Origin of the sequence: Nocardioides sp. NPDC127514 (assembly GCF_040302125.1) — a bacterium.
Taxonomy (GTDB): Bacteria; Actinomycetota; Actinomycetes; order Propionibacteriales; family Nocardioidaceae; genus Nocardioides.
Genome location: NZ_JBEORF010000036.1, coordinates 22,122 through 37,403, shown reverse-complemented (window position 1 = coordinate 37,403; position 15,282 = coordinate 22,122). Strand labels below are relative to the sequence as shown.

18 protein-coding genes are annotated in these 15,282 nt (G+C 69.4%); 12 read left to right on the top strand and 6 right to left on the bottom strand.

Translation table 11 applies throughout. From position 1 onward, the window contains the following. Positions 1–71 precede the first annotated feature (71 nt). Positions 72–950 carry an LLM class F420-dependent oxidoreductase gene (locus tag ABTX24_RS25110; RefSeq protein WP_160023600.1) on the bottom strand — a complete coding sequence of 293 codons (879 nt, stop codon included), beginning with the start codon at positions 948–950 and terminating at the stop codon, positions 72–74. A gap of 80 nt (positions 951–1,030) precedes the next feature. Beyond that, positions 1,031–2,452: a serine protease gene (locus tag ABTX24_RS25105; RefSeq protein WP_350843461.1), complete on the bottom strand. Its 1,422-nt coding sequence runs from the start codon at positions 2,450–2,452 to the stop codon at positions 1,031–1,033. Positions 2,453–2,569: 117 nt separating this feature from the next. Between ABTX24_RS25105 and ABTX24_RS25100 the strand changes: the two genes are divergently transcribed. Continuing rightward, complete coding sequence (locus ABTX24_RS25100) at positions 2,570–2,992, top strand: PPOX class F420-dependent oxidoreductase (protein ID WP_350843459.1); 423 nt, start codon at positions 2,570–2,572, stop codon at positions 2,990–2,992. Between the two features lie 64 nt (positions 2,993–3,056). On the opposite strand, the gene ABTX24_RS25095 is transcribed toward ABTX24_RS25100, so the two are convergent. Continuing rightward, positions 3,057–3,476, bottom strand: coding sequence for an SPW repeat protein (locus ABTX24_RS25095; protein ID WP_350713980.1), 420 nt, complete (start codon positions 3,474–3,476; stop codon positions 3,057–3,059). A gap of 151 nt (positions 3,477–3,627) precedes the next feature. Here ABTX24_RS25095 and ABTX24_RS25090 point away from each other — a divergent pair, with 151 nt between their 5' ends. From ABTX24_RS25090 to ABTX24_RS25060, 7 genes are all read left to right on the top strand, one after another. Beyond that, the gene (locus ABTX24_RS25090; protein WP_350843457.1) at positions 3,628–3,993 is read left to right on the top strand and encodes an MmcQ/YjbR family DNA-binding protein; all 366 of its coding nucleotides are present in this window, start codon (positions 3,628–3,630) and stop codon (positions 3,991–3,993) included. Positions 3,994–4,077: 84 nt separating this feature from the next. Then, positions 4,078–4,353, top strand: a complete 276-nt coding sequence (locus tag ABTX24_RS25085; protein ID WP_350843455.1) for a Fe-S cluster assembly protein HesB — start codon at positions 4,078–4,080, stop codon at positions 4,351–4,353. Between the two features lie 96 nt (positions 4,354–4,449). Beyond that, positions 4,450–5,199: a VOC family protein gene (locus ABTX24_RS25080; RefSeq protein ID WP_350843453.1), complete on the top strand. Its 750-nt coding sequence runs from the start codon at positions 4,450–4,452 to the stop codon at positions 5,197–5,199. Positions 5,200–5,208: 9 nt separating this feature from the next. Further along, positions 5,209–6,333: an endonuclease/exonuclease/phosphatase family protein gene (locus ABTX24_RS25075; protein WP_350843451.1), complete on the top strand. Its 1,125-nt coding sequence runs from the start codon at positions 5,209–5,211 to the stop codon at positions 6,331–6,333. 89 nt (positions 6,334–6,422) lie between these two features. Beyond that, positions 6,423–7,703, top strand: coding sequence for a CehA/McbA family metallohydrolase (locus tag ABTX24_RS25070; RefSeq protein WP_350843449.1), 1,281 nt, complete (start codon positions 6,423–6,425; stop codon positions 7,701–7,703). A gap of 95 nt (positions 7,704–7,798) precedes the next feature. Beyond that, the gene (locus tag ABTX24_RS25065) at positions 7,799–7,990 is read left to right on the top strand and encodes a hypothetical protein (protein WP_160023619.1); all 192 of its coding nucleotides are present in this window, start codon (positions 7,799–7,801) and stop codon (positions 7,988–7,990) included. Then, on the top strand, positions 7,987–8,514 hold the full coding sequence (locus tag ABTX24_RS25060) for a DoxX family protein (RefSeq protein WP_350843447.1): 528 nt from the start codon (positions 7,987–7,989) through the stop codon (positions 8,512–8,514). Before ABTX24_RS25065 ends, ABTX24_RS25060 begins: the two co-directional genes overlap by 4 nt. On the opposite strand, the gene ABTX24_RS25055 is transcribed toward ABTX24_RS25060, so the two are convergent. Beyond that, the gene (locus ABTX24_RS25055; RefSeq protein ID WP_350843445.1) at positions 8,469–8,939 is read right to left on the bottom strand and encodes a GNAT family N-acetyltransferase; all 471 of its coding nucleotides are present in this window, start codon (positions 8,937–8,939) and stop codon (positions 8,469–8,471) included. The genes ABTX24_RS25060 and ABTX24_RS25055 overlap by 46 nt on opposite strands. Before the next feature lie 184 nt (positions 8,940–9,123). On the opposite strand from ABTX24_RS25055, the gene ABTX24_RS25050 reads away from it, so the two are divergent. Then, positions 9,124–9,837, top strand: a complete 714-nt coding sequence (locus ABTX24_RS25050) for a peptidylprolyl isomerase (RefSeq protein WP_350843443.1) — start codon at positions 9,124–9,126, stop codon at positions 9,835–9,837. A gap of 119 nt (positions 9,838–9,956) precedes the next feature. Here ABTX24_RS25050 and soxR read toward each other — a convergent pair whose 3' ends face one another. Continuing rightward, on the bottom strand, positions 9,957–10,430 hold the full coding sequence (soxR, locus tag ABTX24_RS25045) for a redox-sensitive transcriptional activator SoxR (RefSeq protein WP_350713968.1): 474 nt from the start codon (positions 10,428–10,430) through the stop codon (positions 9,957–9,959). 61 nt (positions 10,431–10,491) lie between these two features. Between soxR and ABTX24_RS25040 the strand changes: the two genes are divergently transcribed. Further along, on the top strand, positions 10,492–11,190 hold the full coding sequence (locus ABTX24_RS25040) for an SDR family NAD(P)-dependent oxidoreductase (protein ID WP_350843441.1): 699 nt from the start codon (positions 10,492–10,494) through the stop codon (positions 11,188–11,190). Then, on the top strand, positions 11,187–12,248 hold the full coding sequence (locus ABTX24_RS25035; protein WP_350843439.1) for an S-adenosylmethionine:tRNA ribosyltransferase-isomerase: 1,062 nt from the start codon (positions 11,187–11,189) through the stop codon (positions 12,246–12,248). Before ABTX24_RS25040 ends, ABTX24_RS25035 begins: the two co-directional genes overlap by 4 nt. Positions 12,249–12,347: 99 nt before the next feature. Here the strand turns inward: ABTX24_RS25035 and ABTX24_RS25030 are convergent, their stop codons facing one another. After that, the gene (locus ABTX24_RS25030; protein ID WP_160023632.1) at positions 12,348–12,785 is read right to left on the bottom strand and encodes an OsmC family protein; all 438 of its coding nucleotides are present in this window, start codon (positions 12,783–12,785) and stop codon (positions 12,348–12,350) included. Positions 12,786–12,822: 37 nt separating this feature from the next. Here ABTX24_RS25030 and pepN point away from each other — a divergent pair, with 37 nt between their 5' ends. Continuing rightward, positions 12,823–15,273 (top strand): aminopeptidase N, encoded by a 2,451-nt coding sequence (pepN, locus tag ABTX24_RS25025; RefSeq protein WP_350843437.1) that lies wholly within the window; start codon positions 12,823–12,825, stop codon positions 15,271–15,273. Positions 15,274–15,282 lie beyond the last annotated feature (9 nt).

Here is a 15,282-nt window from a genome sequence, read left to right as displayed (position 1 = left end):
CGGACTCGACGAGTCCGGCTAGCAGCGTGGTTAGAACAAGTGTACTACGTCCGCAGGCTGAATCCGACTTCCTAGATCTCCTTCAACCGGGGCACCAGATCCACGAGCGAGGTGGTCCACGGCACCGGGTCGACGTAGGGCGTCGGCATCAGCCCGACCAGCGTGACGCCCAGGGCGGCGTACTCCTCCATCGACTTCAAGAAGGCGTCCGGGTCCTCGACCGAGGGGCCCTGGAAGAGGATCGTCTTCTCGATCGCGTCGTAGTCGGTGCCGAGGTCGTCGCAGTGGCCGCGGAGCACCTCGAGCTTGTGCCGGACGGACTCGACCGCCTCGGGGCCGGGACCGCCGAAGAGGTTGGTGCCCTGTCCGTACTTGGCGACCAGGCGGAGCGTCTTCTTCTCGCCTCCGCCGCCGATCAGGACCGGGACCGTGCCGTTGACCGGCTGCGGGAGCGAGATCGTCTCTGCGAGCTGGTAGTGCTTACCCTCGTAGGCCCCGTCGTTCTCCGACCACATCTGGCGGCAGATCTCCAGGGTCTCCTCCAGGCGCTCGAACCGCTCGGCCGTCGACGGGTAGGGCACGCCGAGACCCTGGTGCTCACGCTCGTACCACGCCGCCCCGATGCCCAGCAGCGCGCGGCCGCCGGAGAGCCGGTCGAGCGTGGTGACGATCTTGGCGAGCAGTCCGGGGTGGCGGTAGGTCACGCCGGTGACGAGCAGGCTGAGACGTACGTTGTCGGTGATCCCGGCCAGGTAGCCCAGCGTGGTGTAGCCCTCGAGCATCGGTTCGAAGGGGCCGCCGGCCTGCTCCATCTGGAACCAGTGGTCCATGACGGTGAGCAGGTCGACGCCGCCCTCGTCTGCGATCCGGGCCGTCTCGGTCAGCTTGTCGGCGAGCGTGGTCTCCCACTCGGGGTGGGTGAACGTGAAGTAGTGGAGTCCAAGATCCATACTTCAGACGCTATGTCTTCGAGCGCGCTCGAAGACAAGGGTGATTTCGTTCAGACCACTCCTACTGGCCCGCTGTTCACCTACGGCCGCATGCGCCGCTCCTGACGCAGGTCATGCTTGTCTAGCTTGGCGTCGTAGGTGGCCAGCGGCTTCGCCTTCGACGCGTCGGCCTCGACCGCGGCGGTCGCCACGCCTGCCCACTCCAGGATCCGGGCGGTGGCGAGCTCGCGCTCGTCGGCGACCAGGCCGGCCACGTTGGCGCCATGGTTCATGCCCGGCGCCGTGAAGACGTAGGAGTCGTTGGCGAAGATGCCCGGGCGGAAGCGCTCGGCGCCCCACGGGTCGGCCTCGCCGTAGACGAAGAGCATCTGGTTGGCGTGCTTGCGCACCCAGGAGTCGACGTCACGCATCGCGGAAGGGTCGAACCGCATGTCGATCTCGCGCGGGACGAAGCTGCGCGGCGGCTGGTAGCCGTAGCGGATCAGCTCGTCCTCGATGTGGGGGAAGCCGATCGTCGGCGCACCGAGCTCGGTGCCGGCCTGGTAGTAGTAGGGCGTGTAGGGGCTCAGGCCCTGGTCGGTGTAGAAGCCGAAGCCCGAGTAGTAGTCGATCGAGTCCCAGATGGCCTGGTCGGTGGCGGTCGCCGCGTCGGCGGGGATGCTCGCGCACTGGGCGGTGCCGGCGTACTGCCAGAAGGCCCACACGTAGTCGAGCACGACCATCTCGTACGCAGCGTCCAGGCTGCCCACGGTGTCGAAGGTGTAGCCCTCGGCTGCTGCCAGCTCGGCGTACTTCGCCTTGAGCGCCTCGCGGCGGACGAGCGCCTCGCGCTGGACGCCGTTGAGCCGGTCGCGGCAGTCCTCGGTGCCGACGGAGGCGAAGAACTCGTCGTAGGCGGAGTCCTCGCGGTTGACGACGTCGTTCGGCGCGACGTAGGCGACGATGCCGTCCATGTCACGGGGATAGAACCGCTCGAAGTAGGTCGCGGTCATGCCGCCCTTGGAGCCGCCGGTGGCGAGCCAGTTGGCGGAGTAGATCGGCTTCAGCGCCTTGAAGATGGCGTGCTGGTCGCTGGCGGCCTGCCAGATGTCGAGGTCGTCCCAGTCGGCCGGGTCGGGCCGCGACGGGGTGAAGAACCGGTACTCCATCGAGACCTGGTTGCCGTCGATGATGCGGGTCGGCTCGCTGCGGCCCGGGTTGGTCGAGACGTTGTAGCCGCTGGTCTGGAACACCGTCGGGCGGGCGGTGTCCTTGTGCAGCACGGTGAACCGCTGCTGGAAGGTGTCACCGTCGGGCCGGCGGTGGTCGACCGGCTGGGTGAAGTTCAGGACGAAGTAGCGGTAGCCCTGGACGGGCTTCTCCTGGATCAGGCTGACGCCTTCGATGGCGAGCAGGCGGTCGAGGATGTCGTCCTCGGCGGCTGCGACGGGGTTGGCGGGTGTGACGAGGAGCAGGGATGCCAGCCCCATCGCCACCAGAATCCGGCCGATCAATGCACGCATGTGGGGTCTCCTTCGGTGCGGGTCCTCGGCAACCTAGCCGGTCTCCGCGCCGGGCACCTCCAAATTCCGGATGCGTTCTCGGGGAAGCAAGTCGCACGGCGATGCGTTCGGGTCGACATGACGTTCGACGCGCACGAGCTTCTCGCCACGACCCGCCACGGGATCCTGGCCACGATCAAGTCCAACGGGATGCCGCAGCTCTCGCCGGTATGGCAGTTCTACGACCGCGAGCGCGGCGAGATCCTGATCTCGACCCGCGAGGGGCTGGTGAAGACCAAGAACCTCCGCCGCGACCCGCGCGCGGCGATCGAGGTCGACGGCCCCGGAGGGCGGTCCTGGGCGACGGCCGAGGGCACGGTCACGCTGACCGGACCCGGCGCCTCCATCGACAGCCCGGAGATCGACGCGCTCGTCGACTACTACCGGCGCGGCGCCGGCGAGCACCCCGACTGGGACGAGTACCGAGAGGTGATGGTCACCGACCGCCGGGTACTCATCACCATCGCGGTCACGAAGGTCTACGGCGCGGACATCGGGTGACCCAGTCGCCGGAAGGCCGGCCGAGCGCTCCTCGCTCGGCCGGTCGGTGACGGTTCCGCGGGGTCTACCTACGCGGATTGAACAACGTGCCGAACCCGGACGCACCGAGTCCGCACAGCATGATGACGGCTCCGACGATCACGTTGGAGGCGATCATTCCAGCGGTGGTGTCGACGCCGTTCATGAGCCACGGCGAGACGATCGCCCATGCACCCATGAGCGGGACGGTCCAGGCCAGACCGTGTGTGCGGCCGAACGCCGACGCGAACCCGAGCGCCAACAGAGCGACAGCGAGGCCGATGATCAGGTTGCTGACCATCAGTGGTGATGCCGTGGTGTTGAAGCCCACGACCCACGGAGATATGGCCAGATAGAGACCGGCCATCATCGTGACACCGTCGACCACCTGAGCGGTGGCGGAGGAGCCGGTCAGATCGAACCGGTCTCGGAGTGCCGCGATGTCGGGATGTTCCTGAATGGACATGTGTTCAGACGACATTTGTTTTTCACCTCCTCAGCCCCATGCCAAAGGAAGAACGACTGTCCTCGCGATCAATTCTAGGCCCGCTAAGCGGCAATTGACCCGCCCGAAATCGCGGCCCCGGGCAGCCTCCGTCGGTGGCACCATGGTCGCCATGGACGTGACGTCGCTGCAGGCCTACTGCCTCACCAAGCCCGGCGCCTGGCCGGACAACCCGTGGGATCACGAGCACCCGGTGATCAAGGTCGGGCCGGGTGAGCGCAGCAAGATCTTCGCCTTCCTCGGCGACACGAAAGTGGGGCTGAAGTGCGGGCCGTCCCGGGAGATCGCCGACGAGTGGCTGCTGCGCTATCCCGACGACGTGACCGTCACCGGCTACATCGGCCGCTCGGGGTGGAACGACCTCGCCTGGGGTGGCGCGATCCCTGACGAGGAGATCCTGGAGGCGGTCGACGAGTCGTACGCCACGGTCGTCTCGAAGCTCCCGAAGAAGCTCCGTCCGGAGGGCTGGGACGCCTGAGCGCGGCATGCCGGGCTTGAACGAGGCCGATCTGTGAGGAATGGTGGAGCGGGTACTCCGTACCCAACCATGGAAGATCTCGACATGCTTCAGCTGACCGAGAACGCCACCACCATCGTCCGCTCGATCTCCGAGCAGGCCCAGGGCGCCGGCCTCCGGCTCGCCTCCAACACAGAACCGGACGGCGCATTGAGCGCCGCTCTCGTCCCGACCGCCGAGGCGGAGGACCAGGTCATCGAGCAGGAGGGTGCGCGGGTCTTCCTCGACCAGGGCGCTGCCGCCGAGCTCGACGACAAGATCCTCGACGCCGGGATGGATGACTCCGGCAACGTCCAGTTCGGGATCTCCCAGCAGGGCTGATCCCGCGCCACGCCGGGGTGTGCCGCAGTCGCGGTGCGCCCCGGCGTACGTCGTTTTCGACCACATCCGCCTTGTCGCACGCGTAGGGTCGCGGGCATGAGCTCCACTGGCGCACCTGCCTGGTTCCACCTCTTCCTCGACGTGCCACGGGAACGATGGGAGGAGGCGGTCGGATTCTGGTCCGCGGCGACCGGATGGGCGATCTCGCCGCCGAGGGGCGAGGACGGTCAGTTCGTCACGCTCGTACCGCAGACGGGCGATTCCTGGCTGAAGATGCAGGCCCTCGACGACGGCGAACCACGGATCCACGTCGACCTCGATGCCGCCGACCGTGAGGCAGCGGTGGAGCGGTCGGTGTCGCACGGCGCGACTCCGGCCTGGACGTACGACGGGGTTCCGGTGATGCGCTCCCCCGGCGGCATGCTCTTCTGCCACACGCTCGGCGAGGAGTCCCAGCCGCGCTTCGCCCGCTCGGAGCCGGAGCGGGTGGTCGACCAGATCTGCATCGACATCCCTCGCTCCCGCTGGGACGAGGAGGTCGCCTTCTGGGCCGCGGTCACCGGGCGGACTCCCGAGCCTGCCAAGGCCCCCGAGTTCGTACGCCTCGCCGACCCCGATCCGCACGGCGGGCTCCGGATCCTCCTGCAGCGGCTCGACGACGAGGACGGTGAGGTCGGGGCCCACCCCGATGTCGCGGTCGCCAACCGTGCCTCGGAGACCTGCCGTCACGAGGCACTCGGCGCCGACACCGTCGGCGTCTTCGAGTGGTGGACGGTCATGCGCGCGCCGTACGGGCAGATCTACTGCCTCACCGATCGCGACCCGGTGACGGGTCGAGTGGCCTAACCTGAAGAGATGCGGCTCGCATCGTTCAACGTCGAGAACCTCTTCGCCCGGCCGAAGGCGATGGACGCCGACGAGGCCGATGCCACGACGCGGCGAGCGGTCCTGACCGCTCACGCCCGCGTCTCCACGCTTCTCGCCCAGCCCAGCTATCAGGGCGATGAGCAGGAGATCCTCGACAACCTCGAGAAGCTGGGGCTCCTGAAGAGCGACGAGGGCGAGTTCGCGCGGCTGCGGAAGATGCGCGGCTCGCTGCTCAAACGCCCGCGTACGGGACCGGTGCAGCTGGTCGCGAAGGGGCGCAACGACTGGGTCGGGTTCGTCGAGCTCAAGACGACCGCCGTCGACGAGATCGCGACCGAGAACACCGCGCGCGTCTTCGCCGAGCTACGGGCCGAGGTCGCGGTCGTCGTCGAGGCCGACGACCGGCCGGGGCTGCACATGTTCTCCCAGACGCTGCTGCCCGAGGTCGGCGCCGAGGCGTACGAGCAGGTGATGGTCGTGGAGGGCAACGACGAGCGCGGCATCGACGTCGGCGTGATGGTCGGCGACGGCTATCGCCTGGCGCAGCTGCGTACCCACATCTTCGACCGCGACGAGGAGGGTGTGATCTTCTCCCGCGACTGCTGCGAGTATCACCTCGACGCTCCCAGCGGCGCGCGGATCGTGGTCCTCGCCAACCACTTCAAGTCCAAGGGCTACTCGGAGAAGGGCGACCCGCTCGGCGCCAAGCGGCGCGGCCGGCAGGCGAAGCGGGTCGCGGAGATCTATCGGGGGCTGCTCGAGGAGGGCTTCGAGAACGTCTGCGTCGCCGGCGACCTGAACGACTCCCCCGCCGGCGGATCGTTGGAGCCGCTGTTGTCCGTCTCTGGGCTCGTGGATGCCAGCGAGCACGCGAACTGGGACTGGAACCACCGCCGCGGAACGTACGGTTCCGGCAACGAGGACGCCAAGATCGACTATCTGCTCCTCTCCCCCGCGCTGCGCGCGAAGCAGACCGGTGGCGGCGTCTTCCGCAAGGGCGTGTGGCATGGGCCGCGGACCAAGGATCCCTGGGACCTGTTCCCGACGCTGACCGCGGAGCAGCACGCGGCCTCCGACCATGCCTGTCTCTACGCCGACTTCACCGACCTGTGATCTGAAAGCCTCCCGTACGCCGCTGGGATCTGCGTGAAATAGGGGCCATGTGCCTCGGACACGGACAGCAGCACGGGACTCTTCGGTCGATGAGCAGGCCGCTCACGCGGCGCACGGCGCTGGGCGCTGCGGGAGCTGGGCTCCTGCTGGCGTCGATGTCCTCGTCGTTCACGGGTGCGGCGGCGTCGGCGACCGCTCGGGCCGGCGTGGGGGCGAGCCGGCTGTCGCGGCTCTCGTCCGGGACCACGCTGGTCCATGCCGACCTGCACAACCACACGCTGATGTCGGACGGCGACGGCGACCCTGACCTCGCCTTCGACTCGATGCGGAGCGCCGGGCTCGACGTCGCGGCGCTCACCGACCATGCCACGGTCTCCGACCACATCCTCGGTGATGCGCTCGCGGGGCTGCTGCCGGCGGCGTACAAGCAGATCGGCGGCATCACCCGCTCGGACTGGGCCCGGACCCGCGAGCTGGCCGATGCGGCCAACGCCGACGGCACCTTCACCGCGATCCGTGGCTTCGAGTGGTCCGAGCCGTTGTTGGGTCATATCAACGTGTGGGGAAGCGAGCACTTCACCGACATCGTCGACGTCGGCGCGATGCGGCCGTTCTTCGACTGGCTGATGCGCTCGCCCTCCACGCCGCTGATCGATGGCGGGTCGGACGGGATCGCCGGGTTCAACCATCCCGGGCGCGAGCCGTTCCGGTTCCAGGAGTTCCGCTACGACGCGCGGGCGCGGGAGCGGATGGTGTCGCTGGAGATGTTCAACCGGGGCGACGACTATCTGTTCGAAGGCTTTGCCGACGGGAAGACCTCTCCCCTGTGCCAGTGCCTCAACGCCGGCTGGCGCACCGGGATCAGTGGGGTCACCGACGAGCACGGCACCGACTGGGGCCACCCGGAGGGCAAGGGACGTACCGGGCTGTGGGTCGGCTCCCACGACCGCGCCGGCGTCTTCGAGGCGATGCGGGCGCGGCGGTTCTTCGCCACTCGAACCTCGGGACTCCGGGTCGACGCGGTAGCCACCCTGGACGGCGTCGAGCACCGGATGGGCTCGGTGGTCCCCGGCCGTGGTGGCGACATCCGGTTCACGCTCGACCTGGCTCGCGACGAGGAGTGGGTCGGCCGAGAGCTCCATCTGCAGGTGCTGCGTCCGGGTCCGTCGGTGCCCGCCGTGGCCGACGTCGTGGCGTTCCGCGTCGGCGACCCGGTCTCGGTCACGGTGCCGGTCTCCGTCGACGACGGAGACTGGGTGCTGCTGCGGGTCAGCGACCCGACCCAGGCCAACGCGACGCCGGGACCTGAGGCCCACCCCTGCAACGACCTGGGCATCGCCTACACCAGCCCGTGGTGGCTGCAACCCTGACGTATTTCCTGAGAAGGCGGCCTGCAGCCTGAAGATGCGCTGAAGGCGGGCGTCCGGGCGGTGGTTGCGGGCCTCGGCTGTGGCACGCTGGCGATGTGAACGAGGTGTGGTACGTCGTCGGGCTGGTCGCGGTCTCCGTGGCCGTGCTGGCGCTCGGGGTGTGGTTCGTGCGGCGTGAGATCAGGGACGAGGTCTCGCCGGCGCCGTTGCTGTGGGCCGGCTACGCGGTCGTGGCGGCGTTCGTCGTCTTCGGCGTCCTGCGCACCTCCTGGGTGGTGCTCTCATGAGGACTCGCGCTGATCTGTTGGGCTGGATCGGCCTCGCCGGTCGCCTCTACCTCGGCTTCGTGTTCCTCGCCGCCGGGCTCGCCAAGCTGCCCGAGCCGGCGATCACCGAGCAGGCGGTGCGCGGCTACCAGCTGCTGCCGTGGCAGCTGGCTCCTGCGTACGCGATCGCCATGCCGATCGCCGAGATCGTCCTCGGTGCGCTGCTGATCCTCGGGCTGTTCACCCGGACTGCGGCGGTGGCGACGGCGCTCGGTCTGTGCTCGTTCCTCGTCGGGATCACCTCGGCCTGGGCGCGCGGGCTCAACATCGACTGCGGCTGCTTCGGCGGTGGCGGCGCCTCGGCCGACCCCAACTATCTCGCCGACACCCTCCGCGACCTCGGCTGGCTCGCGATCGCGGTCTACCTGATCGTCGTACGCCGCACCAAGCTCGCTCTCGACGACCTGCTGTTCAGGCGCGGCGCTCCGCCGGTCGACGACTACAGCGAGAGCTCGAAGAAGACCGAGTTGGGGTCGAGCACGTAGCTGCCGAAGGGCGGGCACTCGGTGAAGCCGTTGCCCGCATACAGGCGCCGGGCGGGCTCGTAGAAGCCTTCGGTCCCGGTCTCCAGAAGCACCCGGCGACCGCCGCGTGACCTGGCTTCCGCCAGCAGGTGGCGCAGCATTGCTGTCGCGACGCCGCGGCCACGGGCGGCGGCCGTGGTGCGCATCGACTTGAGCTCGTAGTCACCCTCGCCGAGCGACTTCAGCGCGCCGCCGCCGACGAGCTCGGCGCCCTCCCAGGCCGACCAGAACGCGATCTCGGGCACCTTCAGTGCCTCGAGGTCGAGCGCGTGCACCGACTCCGCCGGCGTCACCGAGTACATGTCCTCGAGGTGGTCCTCCAGGAGCCGGATCACCTCGGGCCGGGTCAGGTCGTCGAGCTCGAAACGCAGGGAAAGCACAGGCACGACTGGAGGCTATCCGAGCCCTCCCCTGTCGTGGCCGGTGGGTGCAGTGGGGCTGGTGCAGTATCGCGGCGAACGACCAAGATGTGCGATAGTGCGTTGCCCCAACGCTGGCAGGAGATGCCGCCGGCATCGCCATGCGGGGACCGTCGCGGGATCGTTCGGGCCGCTCCCCTAGCATCTGGGCATGTCTTCTCGTGCGCTCCCGGCCGTTGCCGCCGCTGCCCTGCTCCTGACGCTCTCCGCCTGTGGTTCCGACGATGGCGAGGCCACGGAGAGCAAGGGCCCGAAGTCGAGCGAGTCCAGTGACTGGAAGTCGATCGTGAAGCCCGGCTCGACGAGCTGTGACTACGTCGAGGACCCGATGGGTGCCTCCAAGGAGGTCGAGCAGCCGGAGAAGACCGCGCAGTACACCGGCAAGGTCGCCGCCACCATCAACACCTCCGTCGGCCCGCTCGCGATCACCCTCGACGCCGACAAGGCGCCGTGCACGGTCAACTCGTTCCTCTCGCTGGCCTCGCAGGACTACTACGACGGCACCAGCTGCCACCGCCTCGGCAACAACCCCGGCTTCGCACTGCTGCAGTGCGGCGACCCGACCGGCGAGGGCACCGGCGGCCCGGGCTACACGATCCCCGACGAGTTCGAGGACACCGACACCTTCCCCGCCGGCACCCTCGCGATGGCCAACACCGGCCAGCCAAACTCCGGCGGCAGCCAGTTCTTCATGGTCTTCGGCGACACCCAGCTCCCGCCCGCCTACACCGTCTTCGGCACCCTCGACGACGCCGCCATCAAGACCCTCGAGAAGGTCGGCGAGGCCGGCGTGGCCGAGGCCGGCCCCGACGGCACCGGCGCCCCCAAGACGCCTGTCGAGTTCGAGACGATCACCGTAGGCTGATCACCCTCGCGCCGAATCCGCACGTATGGCGCGCCGAATCGGTAGCTGTGGGCGACGAGACTCCAGTTTCGTCGCCCACAACTGCATTCTCGGCACGCAGCTTCTACCGATTCGGCTGGTCAGGCGCGGCGGCGGGGTGGGTCGCGGCGCAGGACCTTGGGGAGGTACGCGGCGCCGGCACTCTGGGCTGCGGCGGCGTCGTTGGGGTTGGAGATGCCGCAGCGCTGCAGGGAGAGACAGCCGCAGCCGATGCAGGAGTCGAGGTTGTCGCGGAGCCGCTCCAGGGCGTGGATCTGCTCCTCGAGGCGGCGGCGCCAGTGCCTGGACATGCGTGCCCAGTCGGCCTTCGTGGGGGTCCGGTCCCCCGGCAGGCAGTCGAGCTCTGCCTTGATCTCGTCCAGGGAGAGCCCGACGTTGGCGGCGGCCCGGATGAAGGCGAGGCGACGCAGGACGCTGCGCTCGAACGTACGCTGTCCCCCGGCCGATCGCTCGGCCCGGATCAGGCCCTGGCTCTCGTAGTAGCGCACCGCGGAGGCGGCATAGCCGCTGCGCCGGGTCACCTCGCCCATCGTGAGCAGGTCGTGGGTGTTCATCTCACTCTTTTCTGCCGCAGCCCTTGATCTCAAGTTCACTTTAGGTTGAATCCTAAGGGGCATGAACCGATCAGACAACGAAGTAGCCGTCATCACCGGCGGCTCCGCGGGGCTGGGACTCGCCCTCGCGACCTCCCTCATCGACAAGGGCTGGAGCATCGTCACCGACGCCCGGAACGCCGGCCGCCTCCATGCCGCCCTGCCGGACAGCCCTCGGGTGACGACGCTGAGCGGCGACGTACGCGATCTCGACCATCAGGACGCGATCGCCGCCGCGGTCGCCCGGCACGGGCGTCTCGACCTGCTCTTGCACAACGCCAGCGAGCTCGGCCCCATGCTTCCCCTGGCCGAGGTCCCGGAGAGCCTCTTCTCCCGCGTGCTCGAGACCAACCTGCTTGCCCCGCTCACACTGACCCAGCGGCTCCTCCCCTATCTGATCGCCTCGCGCGGCACCCTCGTGGGCATCTCCAGCGACGCGGCGGTCGAGCACTACCCGACCTGGGGAACGTACGCAGCCAGCAAGGCCGCGCTCGATCACCTGATCCTCACCCTCGGCGAGGAGAACGGCATCCATGCGTACGCCGTCGACCCCGGCGACATGCGCACCGCGATGCACCAGGCCGCCTTCCCCGGTGAGGACATCTCCGACCGACCACTGCCGGAATCGGTCGTTCCGCACCTGCTCGCGCTGCTCTCCGGCGACCAGCCGTCCGGGCGCTACCGCGCCACCGAACTCGCATCAGTAGGAGCAACCCGATGACCATGCTCGCCGAACGACCGACCACCACGTTCCCCTTCCCTGAGGAGACCACCGCCCCCGCGCCTGCGGAGTGGCGCGGCATCGAACGCGACGGGGTGCGCCTGCTGGTGGCGTCGCCGGGCGGCGTACGACATTCCCGGTTCCGCAACCTTGCCGATCACCTCTCCCCCGGCGACCTGGTCGTGGTCAACGACTCGGTGACCGAGGCGCGCCAGCTCGACGCCGACATGATCGGGCGCGGCCGGGTCGTACTCCACCTCGCCCAGCGTCTCGACACCGGCTGGGCAGTGGAGATCCGCTCCGCCCCGGACGCCTCCCGGTCCGTGCTCGACGCCGCCGAGGGCGACGTGATCGTGACCGCCAGTCTTCGGGTCACCCTGCGCGAGCCCTACCCCGACGGCCGCGCCTCCTCCCCTACCGGCGAGGGCAACCGGCTGTGGCGCGCCCGCGTCACCGGCGACGTGAGCGCCGAGCTCGAGCGGGCGGGCCGCCCGATCGCGTACGGCTATCTCGACCGCCGCTACCCGCTCTCCGCCTACCAGACCGTCTTCGGGCACCGCCCCGGAAGCGCGGAGATGCCCTCGGCGGCGCGACCGTTCACCCACCCGCTGGTCACCGAGCTGGTCACCCGCGGCATCCAGATCGCGCCCGTCACCCTGCACACCGGCGTCTCTTCCCAGGAGGCAGGCGAAGCCCCCGGGGCGGAGTGGTTCGAGGTCTCCGAGACCACGGCACGGCTGGTGGAGCAGACCAGGTACGCCGGTGGCCGCGTCGTCGCGGCCGGCACCACCGTCACCCGAGCCCTCGAGTCGGCGGTCATCCCCGCGACCGGTGCGGTCAAGGCGGCGAGCGGCTGGACCGACCGGGTCATCACACCGGCCAACCCGCCGTACGTCGTCAACGGGCTCATCACCGGCTGGCACGATCCGCAGGCCAGCCATCTGCTGCTGGTCGAGGCCGTCGCCGGCCCCGAGCTCACCCAGGCGGCCTACGACGCCGCCGTCGCCGAGGGCTACCTGTGGCACGAGTTCGGCGACTCCGCGCTCCTGCTCCCCTGAGACGCCGAGGCGTCACGTACGTCGGCCGAAGCGTCGACCCCGTCGGCCGAGAGGGCACCCCCGGTGCCATCTCGGCCGACGCGAGTGACGTCTCGGCGGTTAGGAGAGGGCGCCCTCGCCGTAGGTCACGGGGGTGCCGACGGCGACGGTGCGGCCGACGGTGCACAGGCGGGTCTCGGACTTCTTGATCGCGTCCGGGAGGACCTTGCGGGCGGCGTCGCCGGCCTCACCCTCCGGGAAGGTGATGTCGAAGGTGACCGACAGGTCGACGAGGCGGTTGCCCTGCTCGTCGCGGATCTTGGTGCCCGCGGCGAGCGCCTCGAAGGTCTCCATCGGGGACCGCTTGCCGGTGATGAAGTCGACGTCCAGAGCGCTGCAGCCGGCCAGGGCAGCGAGGAGCAGCTCGACCGGGGTGAAGTCGGGGTCGTCGCCGTGGCCGATCACCACGGTGCCGCCGCGCGCGTTGGTCGCACGGAAGCGGTGCTCGCCGATCTTCTCCAGAGATACCGAGCGCTGGTCTGCCGCATCAGAAGTCATGGGGTAAGAGTGCCATCTGCCCGTTAGCCTGTGCGACGTGAGCACCCAGAGCCTGCCCCTGCGCCGAGACGAGGCCACCGCCCGTGCCGGTCTGCTGAAGATCGAGGACTACGACGTACGTCTCGACCTGGCCTCCCACGAGGAGACCTTCCACTCGGTGACGACGATCCGGTTCACATCGAAGGGCGGGCCGACGTTCGTCGACCTGAAGCCGGTCTCGGTCGCGCGGATCACACTCAACGGCGGCGCCGTCGACCCGGCGACGCTCGCCAAGGGGCGCCTCCCGATCAACACCGACGAAGGCCCGAACGAGCTCGTCGTCGAGGCCACCATGCCGTTCCGCAACGACGGCGAGGGGCTCCACCGCAGCGTCGACCCGGCCGACGGACGGGCCTACGTCTACGGGATGTGCTTCATGGACGCCGCCCCGACGATCTTCGCCTGCTTCGACCAGCCCGACCTGAAGGCGCCCTACACCTTCCACGTGACCGCGCCGCGCGACTGGACGGTGATCGGCAACGCGCCGGGCACCCAGACCGAGCCCGGGACCTGGGAGTTCGAGCGGAGCCAGCCGCTCTCGACGTACTTCGTCACGCTCGTCGCGGGCCCGTGGCACATGATCCACGACGAGCACGACGGGATCCCGCTGTCGCTGAGCTCGCGGCAGAGCATCGCCGCCGACCTCGACAAGGACGCCGAGGAGCTCTTCACGATCACCAAGCAGTGCTTCGACGAGTTCCACCGGCTCTTCGGCATCCGCTACCCGTTCGGCAACTACCACCAGGCGTTCGTGCCGGAGTTCAACGCGGGCGCGATGGAGAACCCGGGCTGCGTGACCTTCCGCGACCCGCTCGTCTTCACCTCTCGCGTGACCCGCGGCATGCGGATCCAGCGGGCCACCACCGTCGCCCACGAGATGGCTCACCAGTGGTTCGGCGACCTGGTCACGCCGCAGTGGTGGGACGACCTGTGGCTCAACGAGTCCTTTGCCGAGTACATGGGCAACCGGGTGACCGCCGAGGTGACGGAGTACGCCGACGCCTGGGCCGACATGTCCTACGCCCGCCGCCAGTGGGGCTTGACCGCCGACCAGCGCGGATCGACGCACTCGGTCGCCGGCAACGGTGCCGAGGACGCCGTCTCCGCGCTGCAGAACTTCGACGGGATCTCCTACTCCAAGGGCTCCGCGATCCTGCGTCAGCTCGCCGCGTCCCTGGGCGACGACGTCTTCTTCGCGGGCGCGATCGACCACTTCAACCGGCACCGGTTCGGCAACGCGACGATGCACGACCTGTTCGGCTCCTGGGATGCCGCCGCGGCCGAGGCGGGGGTCGAGTTCGACCTCGACACCTTCACCTCACAGTGGCTGCTCAAGGCCGGCCCGGACACGCTCTCGTGGGACCCGGCCAAGATGGTCGTCAACCGCACCGCTCCGTCGCTGCACCCCGCCGATCGCTCCCACACCTTCCGCGCGGCGATCCTCAACGGCACCCGGTGGACCACCGAGGAGATCACGGTGAGCGGTGACCAGACGCCGCTCCAGGTCGCCGCCAACGCCGTCGTGCTCGACCCCTACGACGACACCTGGGCCGCCGCCATCCCCGACTGGGAGACGGTGCAGGCGCTCAAGGCCGCCCTCCCGGAGATCGCCGACGACGGTCTGCGCGCGGGCGTGTGGAACAACCTGCGCAGCGCCTGGTTCAACGCCGCGGTCGACCCGGCCGACGTCATCGACATCGCCGAGGCGTCGCTGCCGGTCGAGGACGTCGAGGACACCCCGCGGCGCACCATGCCGTGGCTCTTCGGCTCGGTGGTGCCGCTGGCGCCCGCCGGGGCGCGCGAGCGGCTCCACGAGGCCGCGCTCCGCAAGCTCGCCGAGGTCGCTCCCGGCTCCGAGCTGCAGCTGTCGTCCTACCGCGCGGCGATCCGCTCGGCGTCGTCCGAGTCGCTGCTGCGGGAATGGCTCGCCACTCCCCCGGCTGGGATCGAGACCGACCTCGACCTGCGCTGGCGCATCCTCGCCAAGCTCGCAGAGCAGGGCTTCGCCTCTCGTGAGGAGCTGCACGCCGCCTATGACGCCGAGCCCGCCAACGAGGCCCGCATCCATCTCAACGGCGCCCTGGTCAGCATCCCCGACGCGGAGGCGAAGGCGTACGGCTGGTCGGTGTTCACCGGCGAGACCGACCTGCCCAACTACGACATCCTGGCCGCCGGAAGGGCATTCTGGACCGGGCCGGCCGATCTCACCGCGGGCTACGTCGATCGCTACTTCGCCGAGCTTCCCGCCACCGCCGAGAAGCGGTCGGGCTGGAGCCTGGCCGAGGCCGCCGAGGCGTTCTTCCCGAGCGGCTCGGTGACCGAGGAGACCCTCGCTGCCGCGCGGGCGGTCATCGAGCTGGATCTCGACCCGGGCGTACGCCGCCGCGTGTCCGACGCGGCCGACAACCTGCAGCGGCAGCTGGCGATCAAGGTGACCTATCCCGCGTAGCCGAGGCTC